This window comes from Streptomyces sp. L500, from assembly GCF_054551825.1.
The window spans coordinates 1-13,881 of sequence record NZ_JBTOLC010000045.1; the positions used below are offsets into that span (position 1 = coordinate 1).

The 13,881-nt window shown below is 73.6% G+C and carries 13 protein-coding genes; 8 read left to right on the plus strand and 5 right to left on the minus strand.

Features of this window, described 5'->3' with window-relative positions; genetic code table 11:
• Window positions 1-81: 81 nt before the first annotated feature.
• Window positions 82-483 (plus strand): (2Fe-2S) ferredoxin domain-containing protein, encoded by a 402-nt coding sequence (locus ACX9I7_RS27545; protein ID WP_206279818.1) that lies wholly within the window; start codon window positions 82-84, stop codon window positions 481-483.
• Between the two features lie 16 nt (window positions 484-499).
• On the opposite strand, the gene ACX9I7_RS27550 is transcribed toward ACX9I7_RS27545, so the two are convergent.
• Both ACX9I7_RS27550 and ACX9I7_RS27555 read right to left on the minus strand, forming a co-directional pair.
• Entirely contained in the window at window positions 500-2,029 is a 1,530-nt protein-coding gene (locus ACX9I7_RS27550) for an APC family permease (RefSeq protein ID WP_459388858.1), read from the minus strand.
• A gap of 83 nt (window positions 2,030-2,112) precedes the next feature.
• On the minus strand, window positions 2,113-3,102 hold the full coding sequence (locus tag ACX9I7_RS27555; protein ID WP_387577103.1) for a hypothetical protein: 990 nt from the start codon (window positions 3,100-3,102) through the stop codon (window positions 2,113-2,115).
• Between the two features lie 324 nt (window positions 3,103-3,426).
• Between ACX9I7_RS27555 and ACX9I7_RS27560 the strand changes: the two genes are divergently transcribed.
• Together ACX9I7_RS27560 and ACX9I7_RS27565 are read left to right on the plus strand one after the other, a co-directional pair.
• Window positions 3,427-4,311, plus strand: a complete 885-nt coding sequence (locus ACX9I7_RS27560) for a DMT family transporter (protein WP_126917911.1) — start codon at window positions 3,427-3,429, stop codon at window positions 4,309-4,311.
• A 52-nt stretch (window positions 4,312-4,363) separates the two neighbouring features.
• Window positions 4,364-4,930 carry an NUDIX hydrolase gene (locus ACX9I7_RS27565; protein WP_459388859.1) on the plus strand — a complete coding sequence of 189 codons (567 nt, stop codon included), beginning with the start codon at window positions 4,364-4,366 and terminating at the stop codon, window positions 4,928-4,930.
• Here the strand turns inward: ACX9I7_RS27565 and ACX9I7_RS27570 are convergent.
• Together ACX9I7_RS27570 and ACX9I7_RS27575 are read right to left on the minus strand one after the other, a co-directional pair.
• On the minus strand, window positions 4,927-5,850 hold the full coding sequence (locus tag ACX9I7_RS27570; RefSeq protein ID WP_387577099.1) for an NADP-dependent oxidoreductase: 924 nt from the start codon (window positions 5,848-5,850) through the stop codon (window positions 4,927-4,929). The genes ACX9I7_RS27565 and ACX9I7_RS27570 overlap by 4 nt on opposite strands.
• Before the next feature lie 32 nt (window positions 5,851-5,882).
• The gene (locus ACX9I7_RS27575) at window positions 5,883-7,382 is read right to left on the minus strand and encodes an MFS transporter (protein WP_387577097.1); all 1,500 of its coding nucleotides are present in this window, start codon (window positions 7,380-7,382) and stop codon (window positions 5,883-5,885) included.
• A 150-nt stretch (window positions 7,383-7,532) separates the two neighbouring features.
• Between ACX9I7_RS27575 and ACX9I7_RS27580 the strand changes: the two genes are divergently transcribed.
• From ACX9I7_RS27580 to ACX9I7_RS27595, 4 genes are all read left to right on the plus strand, one after another.
• Complete coding sequence (locus tag ACX9I7_RS27580) at window positions 7,533-7,973, plus strand: MarR family winged helix-turn-helix transcriptional regulator (RefSeq protein WP_459388860.1); 441 nt, start codon at window positions 7,533-7,535, stop codon at window positions 7,971-7,973.
• Window positions 7,974-8,041: 68 nt separating this feature from the next.
• Window positions 8,042-8,989: an MBL fold metallo-hydrolase gene (locus ACX9I7_RS27585; RefSeq protein ID WP_387577093.1), complete on the plus strand. Its 948-nt coding sequence runs from the start codon at window positions 8,042-8,044 to the stop codon at window positions 8,987-8,989.
• A 172-nt stretch (window positions 8,990-9,161) separates the two neighbouring features.
• On the plus strand, window positions 9,162-10,190 hold the full coding sequence (locus tag ACX9I7_RS27590; protein ID WP_459388861.1) for a phosphotransferase family protein: 1,029 nt from the start codon (window positions 9,162-9,164) through the stop codon (window positions 10,188-10,190).
• A gap of 5 nt (window positions 10,191-10,195) precedes the next feature.
• Complete coding sequence (locus tag ACX9I7_RS27595; RefSeq protein WP_459388862.1) at window positions 10,196-11,410, plus strand: acyl-CoA dehydrogenase family protein; 1,215 nt, start codon at window positions 10,196-10,198, stop codon at window positions 11,408-11,410.
• Window positions 11,411-11,558: 148 nt separating this feature from the next.
• On the opposite strand, the gene ACX9I7_RS27600 is transcribed toward ACX9I7_RS27595, so the two are convergent.
• A complete protein-coding gene (locus tag ACX9I7_RS27600) occupies window positions 11,559-12,170 on the minus strand; it encodes a TetR/AcrR family transcriptional regulator (RefSeq protein ID WP_358622144.1) in 612 nt (203 codons plus the stop codon).
• 249 nt (window positions 12,171-12,419) lie between these two features.
• Here ACX9I7_RS27600 and ACX9I7_RS27605 point away from each other — a divergent pair, with 249 nt between their 5' ends.
• Window positions 12,420-13,763 carry an alpha/beta fold hydrolase gene (locus ACX9I7_RS27605; protein ID WP_459388877.1) on the plus strand — a complete coding sequence of 448 codons (1,344 nt, stop codon included), beginning with the start codon at window positions 12,420-12,422 and terminating at the stop codon, window positions 13,761-13,763.
• The last annotated feature ends 118 nt before the right edge of the window (window positions 13,764-13,881 follow it).

Here is a 13,881-nt window from a genome sequence, read left to right on the forward strand (position 1 = left end):
GGAACACGGGAGACCCCGGCCGGATGGCCGGGGTTTTTCGCTGTCCGGGCGTGTGCGTATCCGCGTGCGTATCATCGCCCGATGATCACCAAGAAGGCCGCTCGGCCCGCCTCCGCCGCCCCCTGCCGGATCACGGTCTGTCGCGGCTGCTGCTGCGGCGACCCGGCGAAGGTCCCCGGAGTCGATCACGCCGGGCAGATACCCCGGCTGCGGGAGGCCCTGGACGGGGCGGCGCAGGTGCGGGCGTCGGAGTGCCTGGACGTGTGCGACCAGGCGAACGTGATCGTGGTGCAGCCGTCGGCGGCTGGCAGGGCGGCCGGGGGGCGGCCCGTGTGGCTGGGACTGGTCAACGACGACGAGGCGCTGGCTGACATCGCCGCGTGGGTGCGCGCCGGCGGGCCGGGGCTGGCGGAGCCGCCGGGGGTGCTCGACCTGTACGAGTTCACGGTCTCCCGGCGGGTGGGCAAGGCACTCGAGGGCTGAGGGGCGCCCCTGCCGCTCATGAGGAACTCCTGGCCGACGCGGCCGCCTTCTCCAGCTGGAACGCCTCGTTGCCGAGCCCTATCCGGGCGTGGACGTCGGGCCGTACCGCCCGGAGCACCAGTCCGTGGATCACACCGAGGACGACGGCCGCGCCGATGATGCCGGGCAGGATCCAGCCGAGGGCCGAGCCCGCGCCGGCGCCGACGAGGACGTGGAAGTCCTTGACCGCGTAGCCGACGATGCCGAGCAGGGCCGCGCAGGCGGCGGCGGAGGCGGCCAGCCGGGGGGCCTGGGTCCGGCCGGCGCCGCGCCGGACGAAGAAGACGATGACGGCGGCGCTGGCGGTGGCCATGAGGAGGATGACGCCTAGCGCCCCGACGTTGCCCATCCAGGTGAAGAGCCGGATGACGGGCGCGGTGGGGTCGCCCTGCGGCCGGTCGTCGGTGACGGCGAAGACGGCCACGGCCAGCAGCGAGACGACGCTCTGGAGCAGCGATCCGTAGGCGGGCGCGCCGCTGCCGCCCGCGGTGCGGCCGAGGGCGGCGGGGAGGAGTCCGTCGCGGCCCATGGCGAAGGCGTAGCGGGCGACGACGTTGTGGAAGCTCAGCATCGCGGCGAACATGCCGGTGACGTAGAAGAGGTGCGTCAGGTCGGTGAAGGTGGTGCCGAGGCGGTCCTCGGTGAGGGCGAAGAGGAGGTCGGTCCCCTTCTCGCGGGAGGCGGCGACGATGTGCGAGGGGCCGGTGGCGACGGTCAGGGCCCAGGAGCCGAGGGCGTAGAAGAGGGCGACGAAGGCGGCGGCGAGGAAGGTCACGCGGGCGACGACGATCTGGGGGCGGTTGGCCTCCTCGGCGTAGACGGCGGCCTGTTCGAAGCCGACGAAGGCGGCGACGGTGAAGCAGAGGGCGGTGCCGAGCCCGGCGCCGGCGAGGGCGGTGGGGTCGAAGGCGCGGAGGGAGACGCCTTCGGGGCCGGGGCGGCCGAGGCAGGTGACGTCGAAGACGACGACCGTGGCGCACTCGACGAGGAGCAGGGTGCCGAGGACCTTGACGTTGAGGTCCAGCTTGAGCCAGCCGAGGGCGCCGACGACGGCCACGGCGGCGAGGGCGGGGACCCACCAGTCGAGGTCGATGCCGAGGTGCCGGCGCAGGAGGCCGGAGAACTCGTGGCCGAAGATGCCGTAGATGGCGAACTGCATGGCGCTGTAGGCGACGAGGGCGACGACGGAGGCGGCGGCGCCGACCGTGCCGCCGAGGCCGCGGGCGATGTAGGCGTAGAAGGCGCCGGCGTTGTGGACGTGGCGGCTCAGCTCGGCGTAGCCGACGCTGAAGAGGGTCAGGACGACGCCGACGAGGACGAAGAGCAGGGGTTGTCCGATGATCCCCATCGTGCCGTAGGTGGTGGGCATCACGCCCGCGGTGACCACCAGGGGGGCGCTGGCGGCGACGACCGACAGCAGCAGGCCCGCGACTCCGATGCGGCCGGCGCGCAGGCGTCTCTCCGGGCCCTTGAAGGTGCTGATCTCGCGCGTGGTGCCGGTCGACATGCGGGAGGGTCCTTCCGGTGGGGAGCGCGGGGGGTGCGAGGAGTAGGGGGGATGCGGGGGTGCCGGGGGTGCGGCACCGGGGCTCATGTCGCGCCGAGCGCGGTGCGGCGGGCGGCCCGGAAGGCCGCGCCGGGGTCCCGGTCCGGGTAGGTCCAGGGGACCCGGGTGGCGTGCGGGCCGATGCGGGTGAGGAGGGCGGCGGCCTCGGCGAGGCGGCCTTCGTGGAGCTTGGCGTGGGCGAGGTAGTTCAGGTCGACCTTGCGCCGGGGGTGGGCGGTGGCGGCGGTCGTGGTGGCCGTGCCGTCCGCGGTGTCCTCGTCGATGTCCCATTCCAGCCACCAGTCGAAGGCGGCCTTCATCACCTGGCGGGCCCGGCGCGTGGTCCAGTGCGTGGACCGGGCGGGGTCGCCCGGCTCCAGCCCGGCGCGGGCGAGGGCGCGGTAGCGCTCGGCGTGGGCGACGACGGGCAGGACGGCCAGGGGCGAGTCGGCGGGTGCTTGTTCGGCGGCCCAGGCGGCGAAGTCGTAGACCTCGTGGAGGGGGTCGTCGCGGTCGCCCTCCTGGCGCTCGGCCAGGCAGGCGGCCATGAGGTGGTGGGCGTGGTGGTGGTCACGGTGGCGGGCGCGGACCTGGTCGAAGGCGCGGACGCGTTCGTCGGCGGTGCCGGTGCGGCGGGCCAGGATGAGGACGGCCAGCCAGGGGGTGGGGTCGCGGGGGGCCAGCCGGGCGGCGGCCAGGCACAGCGCGTGGGCGGTCTCGGGGGTCTCCTTGCCGGCGAGGCAGCGGAGGACGCCGGCGCAGGCGAGGAGGGTGGCGGCGTCGGGGCTGTCGGGCTCGGCGAGCAGCCAGTCGCGAGCCCAGGTGGCGCTGGTGGGGGCCTCGGCGAGGACGACGAGGCGGTGGCCCCGGCGGTCCCAGTCGTCGCCGGTGCGGGCGAGGAGCTGCCGGGCGTCGGCCCAGCGGCCGCGGGCCAGGGCGTCGCGGACGGTGGCGAGCTCGGTGTCGTCGAGGGCGGGGTCGAAGGTCAGCCCGTCCTTGTTCCGGTGGCGGCCCAAGGGGGGTGGGGGCGTCATCAGCGGGCTTCCTCCACGGCGTACGTCCCCTCTTCCTTCGTTCCGATCACGCACAGCAAACCGGTAGTCACTGCTCCGCGTCAAGGGCGGTCACCGATGCTGACATCACGTCAAATAAGGTGCTGTCCGCTCCAGTTGCCCGTGACCCCCTCCCGTCACCCCCTTGTCGCACATCAGTACGAGGAACAGCAGTTCAATGTCTTCGGTCCCCGGCCCGGATGAACGGCCGAAAGGGGGGTACTCGACCGTCGGACCGCCCATAAGGCGGCTATCGTTCTGCTGTCAAGTCTCCTACGACCGCGAGGTCTTGAGGTGCGCGACGTGATGGTCTTCGCAGTCGCCCTGGGTGCGGCGTGCTGTCTGGGCGTGGGGTTCGTCCTCCAGCAGAACGCCGCGCAGCGGGCGCCCATGAGCGACTTCCTCTCCCTCCGGCTGCTGCTGGACCTCGCCCGGATGCCGCGCTGGCTGGCGGGCATCGCGCTGATGGTCTGCGGGATGGCCCTGGGCGCCATCGCGCTGAGCCGGGGCGAGGTGTCGCTGGTCGACCCGCTGATGGCGACGAACCTGCTGTTCGCCATGGCCCTCTCCCGCTGGCAGACCAAGCAGCCGCTCGGCCGCAGCGGCTGGGGCGGGCTGTGGCTGCTGGCGGGCGGGGTGGCGGCCTTCGTGATCGCCGGACGCCCGCACGGCGGACGGACGGTCACCGATCCCCTGCGGCACTGGCTGATCGTCGGGATCATGGTGGGCACCGCGCTGCTGCTGGCGGCGGTCTCCAAGCGGGTGCGGATGAGCACGGAGGCGGCCCTGCTGGCGGTCGCGGCGGGGCTGCTGTACGGCGTGCAGGACGCGCTGACGCGGGTGAGCGGCACCCGGTTCACCCACGGGGGCTGGCGGGAGCTCGTCACCGGCTGGCAGCCCTACGCGGTGCTGGCGCTCGGGGTGACGGCGCTGGTGCTGGTGCAGAGCGCCTTCGAGACGGCCCCGCTGCGGATGTCGCTGCCCGCGCTGACGGCGGCGCAGCCGCTGGCGGGGATCGCGTGCGGGGTGGGGTTCATGGGCGACCAGTTGCGGACGACGCCGGCGGCGCTGGCCGTGCAGGCGGCGGGGCTGGTGGCGATCGTGTGCGGCATCGTGCTGATCGGACGGCATCCGGCGATGCCGTCCGGTATGGCGGAGGCCGGTCGGGTACGGGATCTGCAGCCGCACTGACGCCCCCGACGCCCCGCCCGGCGGCGGTGGCCGGTGCTGGTTGGATGGGGCCATGACCGATCAGCTACCGCCGCTCGGGGCGGATGAGGTGCTGGACATCGTCGACGAACACGACCGGGTCGTGGGGCAGGCGCCGCGCGGCGCGGTGTACGCCGAGGGGCTGCTCCACCGGTGCGTGTTCGTCCAGGCGCGCGACGCGCGGGGGCGGCTGTTCGTCCACCGCCGGACGGACCGGAAGCTGGTCTTCCCCTCGCGGTACGACATGTTCGTCGGCGGGGTGGTCGGGGCGGGCGAGTCGTACGACGAGGCCGCGCTGCGGGAGGCGGAGGAGGAGCTGGGGGTCAGCGGCCTCCCGGCGCCCACGCCGCTGTTCCGCTTCCTCTACCGGGGGGCGGGGGGCGGGTGGTGGTCGGCGGTGTACGAGGTCCGCTGCGACCTTCCGGTCTCGCCGCAGGAGGAGGAAGTCGCCTGGTGGGACTTCCTCCCCGAGGAGGAGGTGGCGGCTCGGCTGGACGAGTGGGAGTGGGTGCCGGACGGGCTGGAGGCGTACGTTCGGCTGCGCGAGCACCGGGGCTCCGCCCCGGACCCCGGTCCCGGGGCGCCGGACGAGAACCGCTAGACCGTCACCACGATCTTCCCCCTCGTGTGCCCCTCGGCGCTGCGCCGGTGCGCGTCCGCCGTCCGCTCCAGCGGGAAGACCTCGGCCACCTCGACCTTGAGGGCGCCCTCCCCCGCCAGCCGGCTCAGTTCCGTCAGGTCGGCCGGGTCGGGGCGGACCCACAGCACCCGGCCGCCGAACTCGGTGGCGGCCGGGTCGGCGATGGAGACCAGGCGGGCGCCGGGCGCGGTGACGTCGGGCGAGGTCGCGACGGCGCCGCCGCCGACGAGGTCGAGCACGGCGTCCACACCGCCGGGCGCCAGGGCCCGGACGCGCTCGGCGAGGCCGTCGCCGTAGGTGACGGGCTCGGCGCCCAGGCCGCGCAGGTAGTCGTGGTTGCGCTCGCTCGCCGTGCCGATGACGCGCGCGCCGAGCCGGCGGGCGAGCTGGACGGCCATGGAGCCCACGCCCCCGGAGGCGCCGTGGATCAGTACGGTGTCGCCCTCGCCGGCCCGTACCGCGCGCAGCGACTGGAGGGCGGTCAGCCCCGCCAGGGGCAGGGCGGCGGCCTCCTCGAAGGTGAGGCCGGCGGGCTTGGGGGCCAGGGTGCGCACGGGGGCGGCGACGTACTCGGCGAAGGTGCCCCGGGAGAGGAAGTCCTCGCGGACGTAGCCGATGACCTCGTCGCCCACCTGGAACTCCGGGGTGTCCGCGCCGAGGCCGACGACGACGCCCGAGACGTCCCAGCCGGGCACGACCGGGAAGACGGGCTGGATCATGCCGTCGAGGTAGCCCTCGCGGGCCTTCCAGTCGACAGGGTTGACGGCCGCCGCCTTGACCTCGACCAGGACGGAGTCCGGGCCGACCTTCGGGCGGGGCAGGTCGTCGCCGTACTCGAGGACCTCGGGGCCGCCATAGGCCCGGTAGCTGACAGCCTTCATGGCGCTCGCTCCTTCTCGGGGTGTCGTAGGGGTCAGCGGGTGACGGGTGCGGTGGTCCCAGCCTCGGCCGCCGGGGCCGGGGCCGCCACCGCGGTGTCGCCCAGGGCGCGGATCTTCCGCAGGCCCAGCGCGGCCACGGCCGCGACCAGGAGGAACGCGGTGCCCGCGATCACGAAGGTGAGGGTGAACTGGCTCTCGGCGGGCAGCTTGGGGGCGCCCGGCGGCAGGTGCTCGACGCTCTTGGAGGCGAGGACCGTGGTGATCATCGCGCTGCCGATGGCGCTGCCGGTGGAGCGGGAGATGGAGTTGATGCCGTTGGCGATGCCGGTCTGGTGGTGGGGGACGCTGGCGACGATCACGGCGGGCATGGCCGCGTAGCCGAAGCTGATGGCCGCGCCGACGCACATGCCGGCGGCGATCACGGCGTAGGCGTGCTCGTGGTCGAGCGCGATCCACACGAATCCGGCGGTGCCGATGACCGAGGCCAGCAGCAGGACCAGACGGGGGCCCTTGTGGCGGACGAGCTGGCCGCCGACGGGCGCGGCGAGCAGGGAGACGACGGTGCTGGGCAGCAGGAACTCGACGGAGGCGCGCAGGACGGTCGCGTCGAAGCCGTATCCGGCGATCTTCGAGGGCATCTGCACCAGGTAGGAGACGCCGATGAAGAGGGCGAAGGAGCCGAAGCCGACGAGCAGGCCGGCGATGTTGGCGAAGAGCACCGGCGGGTGGGCGAACATCCGCATGTCGACGAGCGGCTCGCGCACCTTGCGCTCGACGAGCGTCCATATCGCGGCCGTCGCCGCGGCGCCGGCGAAGCAGCCGATCGTCCGGGCGGAGGCCCAGCCCCACTCGTGGCCCTGGGTGATGGGCAGCAGGAGCAGGACGAGGGTGGCGGCCAGGGTCAGCGCGCCGAGGACGTCGGTGCGGCCGCCGGTGGTCTGCCGGGTGGCGGGGACGAGGGTGGCGACGGCGATGAGGGCGAGCGCGGCGAGGCCGGTGGCCAGCCAGAAGGCGCTGCGGTAGTCGGGGTCGTCGCCGGAGGTCAGCAGGCCGGTGGCGACGAGCGCCAGGCCGCTGCCGAAGGCGAGGGTGCCGCTGACCATGGCCATCGCGCCGGGCAGCCGGGCCGGGCGGACCTCCTCGCGGAGCACGGAGAGCGCCAGCGGGAAGATCGCGGTGGCGGCGCCCTGGAGGACGCGGCCGACGATGAGCCAGAGCAGGGAGTGGGTGACGGCCGCGAGGACGGAGCCCGCGACCATGACGACCAGGACGGCCACCAGGGTCTTCTTCTTGCCGTGCTGGTCGCCGAAGCGGCCGAGCAGCGGGGTGAAGACGGCGGCGGAGAGCAGGGTCGCGGTGGTGACCCAGCTGACGTTCGCGGACGAGGTGTGGAGGTCCTTCTGGATGAGGCCGAGGATCGGCACCACCAGGGTCTGCATCATCGAGACGACCATGGCGGCCAGGCTCAGGGCGAAGACGATCACCGTCTCGTTCCGCTGCGGGGCGGGGGCGGTGGACGCTGGGGAGGTCATGGGCGGGAGGGGTTCCTTACGGGCGCGCTGCCTGTTACTTCACGATGTTGATGCTTGAGATCGTCAAGCAACCAGAGCACGCTAGACCCGATACTTCAGGTAGTCAAGTTAATGATTTAAGCCTTCAAGCTCTTTGAGTACACTTGAGTCATGACCGGCACGACCTCCCAGCCCCCGTCCAAGGCCCAGCTCCTGGAGCTGGTGGCGGCGCTCGGCACCGCGCAGTGGCAGGACTTCGCGGCGGCCGCCGCCCGCCACGGCCTCACCTCCGTCCAGGCCAAGCTGCTCGCCCAGCTCAAGGGCCCGGTCCCGATGCGCGGGCTGGCCACGCTGCTGGTCTGCGACGCCTCCAACGTCACCGGCATCGTCGACCGGCTGGAGGCGCGCGGCCTCGTCCGCCGCGAGCCCGACCCGTCCGACCGCCGGGTGAAGAACGTGGTGGCCACCGACGAGGGCCACGAGACCATCCGCCGGGTACGGGCCGAGATGCAGGCCACCCACAGCGCGCTCGACGCGCTGGACGAGACGGAGCGCACCACGCTCTACGGGCTCCTGGACCGGCTGCGGCCCGGGCTCGAACACCGCGGCTGAGCCGCCCGTATTCTGACGGGCGGTCCGATCCGCCCACCCCCGCGGCGGACGGCGAGGGAGGCCAGCGCATGACCAGCGTGAACACGACACCGACCACCACCGAGGCGGAAGGCACCGAGCCGTACACCGTCCCGCTCGCCCCGGGCGTGACCGCCTACATCCAGCCCGACGGCGGCTGGTGCCTGAACAACGCGGGGTTCGTGACCGACGGCGAGCGGACCCTGCTCATCGACACGGCCGCCACCGAGCGCCGGGCGAAGCTGCTGCGCGAGGCCGTCGTCGCGAGCGGCGCGCCGCTGCCGGCCACCGTCGTCAACACCCACCACCACGGCGACCACACCTACGGCAACTGCGTCTTCACCCCGCAGGCGACGGTCATCGGCCACGCCGAATGCCGCCGCGAGACCCTCGCGGCGGGCCTCCAGCTCCACCTCGCCTGGCCCGAGGTCGACTACGGGCACGTCGAGGTCACCCCGCCCACGCTCACCTACACCGACGAGCTGACCGTCCACGTCGGCGACACCGAGGTGCGCCTCCTCCACCCGGGCCCGGCCCACACCCTCGGCGACACCATCGTCCACCTCCCCGGCCAGGGGATCGTGTTCACCGGCGACCTGATCTTCAACGGCGGGACGCCCTTCATCATGATGGGCTCCCTCAGCGGCTCCCTGCGCGCCCTGGAGATCCTGCGCGGACTGGACGCGAGCATCGTCGTGCCGGGCCACGGCCGGGTCACCGACACCGGCGTCTACGACACCGTCGAGCGCTACCTCCGCTACGTCGAGGACCTCGCCCGCACCTCCCACGCCGCCGGCCGCACCCCTCTGGAGGCCGCCCGCGAGGCCGACCTCGGCGAGTTCGCGACCCTGCGCGAGAGCGAGCGCCTGGTCGCCAACCTCCACCGCGCCTACGCCGAGCTGGACGGGCTCCCGCTGGGGACGCCGCTGGACCTTCTGACGGTCCTGGGCGACATGGCGACGATGAACGGCGGCCGGCCCATCGCCTGCCACGCGTAAGCACTTCCGCTGGGATTCCAGTCTGCGGGTGCGTCGTGGCTGGTCGCGCCCGCGCGGCGGAGCCGCATGGTGTCGCAGCCCCGCGCCCCTTCGGGGCGCACCCTGGACGGCATACCGACCGGTCGGCATCATGATCGGCGTCAGCAGGGAACTCCCCCCGAAGGAGCACGCGATGAGCAAGGCCAGTCCCCCGCCGGGGCTCGATCCACAGCGGTTGCGCGGATATCTGGAGCGGGAACGGCCGGGGCTGACGGCCGGGCCGCTGGAGGCCGAGCTGATTGAAGGGGGGCGGTCCAACCTCACGTACGCGGTGCGGGACGGCTCGGGCGGCGCCTGGGTGGTGCGCAGGCCACCGCTCGGCCATGTCCTCGCCACCGCCCACGACATGGCCCGCGAGCACCGGGTGATCAGCGCGCTGCGCGACACGCCCGTGCCGGTGCCGGAGGCGCTGCTGCTGTGCGAGGACGAGGAGGTGCTCGGGGCGCCGTTCTACGTAATGGAGTTCGTCCCCGGCACGCCCTACCGCACGGTGGAGCAGCTCGCCGCGATCGGCCCGGCCCGGACGCGGCAGGTGGCGCTGGCGCTCGTCGACACGCTCGTGGAGCTCCACGCCGTGGACCCGGCGGCGGTGGGGCTGGGGGACTTCGGGCGCCCGGAGGGCTTCCTGGAGCGGCAGTTGCGCCGGTGGGGCACCCAGCTGGAGGCGTCCCGCAGCCGTGAGCTGCCGGGCATCGACGAGCTGCGCGCCACGCTGACGAAGGCCCTGCCGGACTCCCCCGCGCCCGCCGTGACGCACGGCGACTACCGGCTCGACAACGTCCTGGTCGGCGCCGACGACACCGTACGGGCCGTCCTGGACTGGGAGATGTCCACGCTCGGCGATCCGCTCACCGACCTCGGGCTGCTGGTGATGTACGGCGAGCAGCGGCCCGTGCCCGGTTCGCCCGTCGCCGCCACGGGCAGCGCGCCCGGGCACCCGGACCCGTCCGAGCTCGTGGAGCGCTACGCCGCCCGCTCCGGCCGCGACGTCTCCGCCCTGCCCTGGTACACGGCCTTCGCGTACTTCAAGCTCGCCGTGATCCTGGAGGGCATCCACTACCGTCACACCCTCGGGCGGACGGTCGGCGCGGGCTTCGACCGCATCGGCGAGCTCGTCCCGCTGTTCATCGACAACGGCCTGGCCACCCTCCGGAAGGGCTGAGCGGCATGGACTTCGCATTCGACGCCCGCACCGAGGAACTGCGGGCCCGGCTGCTCGCCTTCATGGACGAGCACGTGTACCCGGCCGAGGCCGTCGCGGAGGAGCAGCGGGCCGCGCTCGCGTCGCCGTGGGAGGTGCCGCCGGTCGTCGAGGAGCTGAAGGCGGAGGCGCGGCGACAGGGGCTGTGGAATCTCTTCATGCCCGGCGAAGAGCATGGCGCCGGGCTCACCAACCTCCAGTACGCCCCGCTCGCCGAGATCACCGGTCGCAGCCCGCAGCTGGCCCCCACCGCCCTCAACTGCGCGGCCCCCGACACCGGGAACATGGAGGTGCTGGCCCAGTTCGGCACCGAGGAGCAGAAGAAGCGCTGGCTGGAGCCGCTGCTCGCCGGGGAGATCCGCTCGGCGTTCGCGATGACCGAGCCGGACGTGGCCTCGTCCGACGCCACCAACATCGAGACGCGCATCGAGCGGGACGGCGACGCGTACGTCATCACCGGCCGCAAGTGGTACATCTCCGGGGCGCTGCACCCCGATTGCCGGGTGTTCATCGTCATGGGCAAGACCGATCCCGAGGGCGCCGACATCCGCCGGCAGCAGTCGATGGTCCTGGTCCCCCGTGATACCCCGGGCGTCGAGGTCCGGCGTGCCATGCGGGTCTACGGCTACGAGGACCATTACCACGGCGGCCACGCGGAGGTCGTCTTCGACGGGGTGCGGGTCCCGGCGGACCATCTGGTCGGCGAGGAGGGCGGCGGTTTCGCCATCGCCCAGGCCCGGCTGGGCCCGGGGCGCATCCACCACTGCATGCGGCTGATCGGCATGGCGGAGCGGGCGATCGAGCTGATGTGCCGGCGGGCGGTGTCCCGTACGGCCTTCGGCAAGCCGCTCGCGGCACAGGGCGTGGTCCAGGAGTGGATCGCGGACTCGCGGGTGGCGGTGGAGCAGTTGCGGCTGCTGGTGCTCAAGACGGCCTGGCTGATGGACATGGTGGGCAACCGGGGTGCCCACACCGAGATCCAGGCCATCAAGATCGCGACGCCGCGGACGGTGACGGAGATCATCGACAAGGCGGTCCAGCTCCACGGCGCGGGCGGCGTGAGCCAGGACTTCCCGCTGGCCGAGCTGTGGGCCGCGGCGCGGACGCTGCGGCTGGCCGACGGGCCGGACGAGGTGCACCGGCGGTCGCTGGCCCGGCGCGAGCTCAAGGGGTACGCCTAGCCCCCTCGGCCGGCTCGTTCCGCCCGGATACCCGGATACCCGGATACCCGGTTGCCCGGTTGCCCGGGGCCCGGATGCCTCCGGGCGGAACGAGCCGGTGTGCGGTGCCGGTGCGCGCACGGTGCCGCTGCGCGCGACGCCGGGTCGGCTACGGGCGCAGGGCCCTCAGCAGCAGGTCGGCGAGGTGGTCGGCGACCGCCCGCGCGCTGAGCGCGCCGTCCGGCCGGTACCAGCTGCCCAGGTGGTGGACGGAGCCGAAGTGGTAGTCCACCACGAGGTCGGCGGGCGTGGCCCGGCTGAAGACGCCCGTGCGCTGTCCCTCCTCCACCAGGGCCCTGAACCGCTCGTGGTAGCGGCGCCGTTCGGCGCGCACCTGCTTGAGCTTGTCGGGCGAGAGGTGGTGCATCGAGCGGAAGAAGATCGTGGTGTCGTCGAGGTTCTCCAGGGTCGTCACCACCACGTCGGCCGCCGCGTCCCGCAGCCGGCGCTCGACGGGCGCGTCGGCGTCGGCGAGGGCGTCCAGCCGCTCCTGCTGGAGCCGCAGGACCCGTCCGTACACCTCGTGCAGCAGGTCGTCCTTCGAGCCGAAGTAGTGGTACAGGGCGCCCTTGGTGACGCCCGCGGCCACGACGATCTCCTGGACGGACGTGCGGTCGTAGCCCCGCTCGGCGAAGAGCCGGGTGGCGGCGGCCAGCAGGCGCTGCGGCACGGGTCTGATGCCGCTCTCCGTCGCTCCCGCCGTCGCCGTCCTGCTGTGCATCGGCCACCACCGCCTTCCGCCGCGTGCGGTGCCGCGCCGCGTGCGCGGCCCCCTGTCGAGGATCTTGCCACCCGGGGGCGGGGGTGCGGGGGGAGTTGCCCGGGTTCGTTCACCTGCACGAGGGACAAGGGCTCGAAGCGTTGCTCACGAACGGGTGAAGAGGCCAAAGGAAGGCTGGACACACCCTCTTGACGGCAGGACGATGCGCGCGAACTGACCTGGCAGGGGGACGCCGTGGCCGTCATAGGTGTGCAGCCGTACTGGGAGCTGATGTTCGACGCCGAGGGGGACATGGCCCCCGGCGAACGGGAGGCCCTGGTGAGGGGGGTGGCGGAGCAGGGGATCACCGATCTGGTGGTCTTCGCCCACGGCTGGAACAACACCCGCTCCATGGCCACCGCCCTCTACGAGCGCTTCTTCGCCCCGTTCCCCGCCGTGCTCGCCGACTCCCCCGCCCCCTCCGCCACCGGTGGCCCCGTGCGTCTCGGCTACGGGGGCGTGATCTGGCCTTCCATGCGCTTCACGGACGAGCCCATACCCGACTTCCCCTCCGACCGGCCCCCGGCAGCGGCGGCCGGCCCCCTGCTGGACCCGGGCACGCTGGCCGGGCTGGCCCCCGTCTTCCCCGGCAGCGAGGCCGTGCTGGACCGGCTGGCCGAACTGCTGGAGCGGCGGCCCGCGGACCCGGCGCGGCTCGCGGAGTTCGCGACGCTCACGCGCGGCCTGGTCGCCCGGGGGCGGAGTGGCCGAGGAACGGGCCCCGCCGACGATCCGTACGTCCACGACCTGGACCCGGGCGCGGGCGAGCCGGACGAGCCCGCGATGTTCACCGGCAGCCCCGAGCGGGTGTGCGCGCGCTTCGCGGACGTCCTGGCCCTCGCCGGGCTCGCGCGCTCCGAACTGTCGGGCGCGCTGGAGCGGCTGTGGGGCGGCGCGCTGGAGATGCTGCGCCAGGCGACCTACTGGGAGATCAAGCGACGCGCGGGAACGGTGGGAGAGGCGGGGCTCGGACGGCTCCTCGGGGAGGTCGCCGGCACCTGCGCCGGCCTGCGCGTACATCTGGTGGGGCACAGCTTCGGGGGACGGCTCGTCGCGTTCGCGCTGCGCGGCCTGCCGGAGCGCGCGCGGTGCGTGTGCTCCGTCACCCTGCTCCAAGGCGCCTTCTCGCACTACGCCTTCGCGCCCGGGCTGCCCTTCGCGCCCGCTCACGCCGGGGCGCTCAAGGAGCTCCAGCGCCGGGTCGACGGCCCGGTGGTCTGCTGCCATTCGCGCCACGACCAGGCGCTCGGCCTGCTCTACCCGCTGGCCTCCCGGGTCTCCGGGGACATGGACTCCCTCCTCGGCCTGGACCCGCTGGGCCTCAACGACCCCCGCTGGGGCGCCATGGGCCACGACGGCGTCCAGGCCGTGCCCGGCACCGCGGCCCTCGTCCTCGACCGGGCCCTGACCGGCCCGTTGCCGGCCGACGGCTGTGTGAACGTCGACGCCTCGGCGGTCGTGCGGCGCGGCGGCCCGCCGACCGGTGCCCACAGCGACATCTGCCACCGGGAGCTGGCCCGGCTCGTCCTGCTGGCCGGGCGCCTGGTGCGCTGAGCACGGCACCGGGATCCGCCACCTTCGTGATGCCCCACATCTGTCCGCCCGATGGGGGTAGCAGAGCGGAGTCGGCGCCGTGACGCGGGCCGGGATCCGAAAATCCGATGGATCCGAT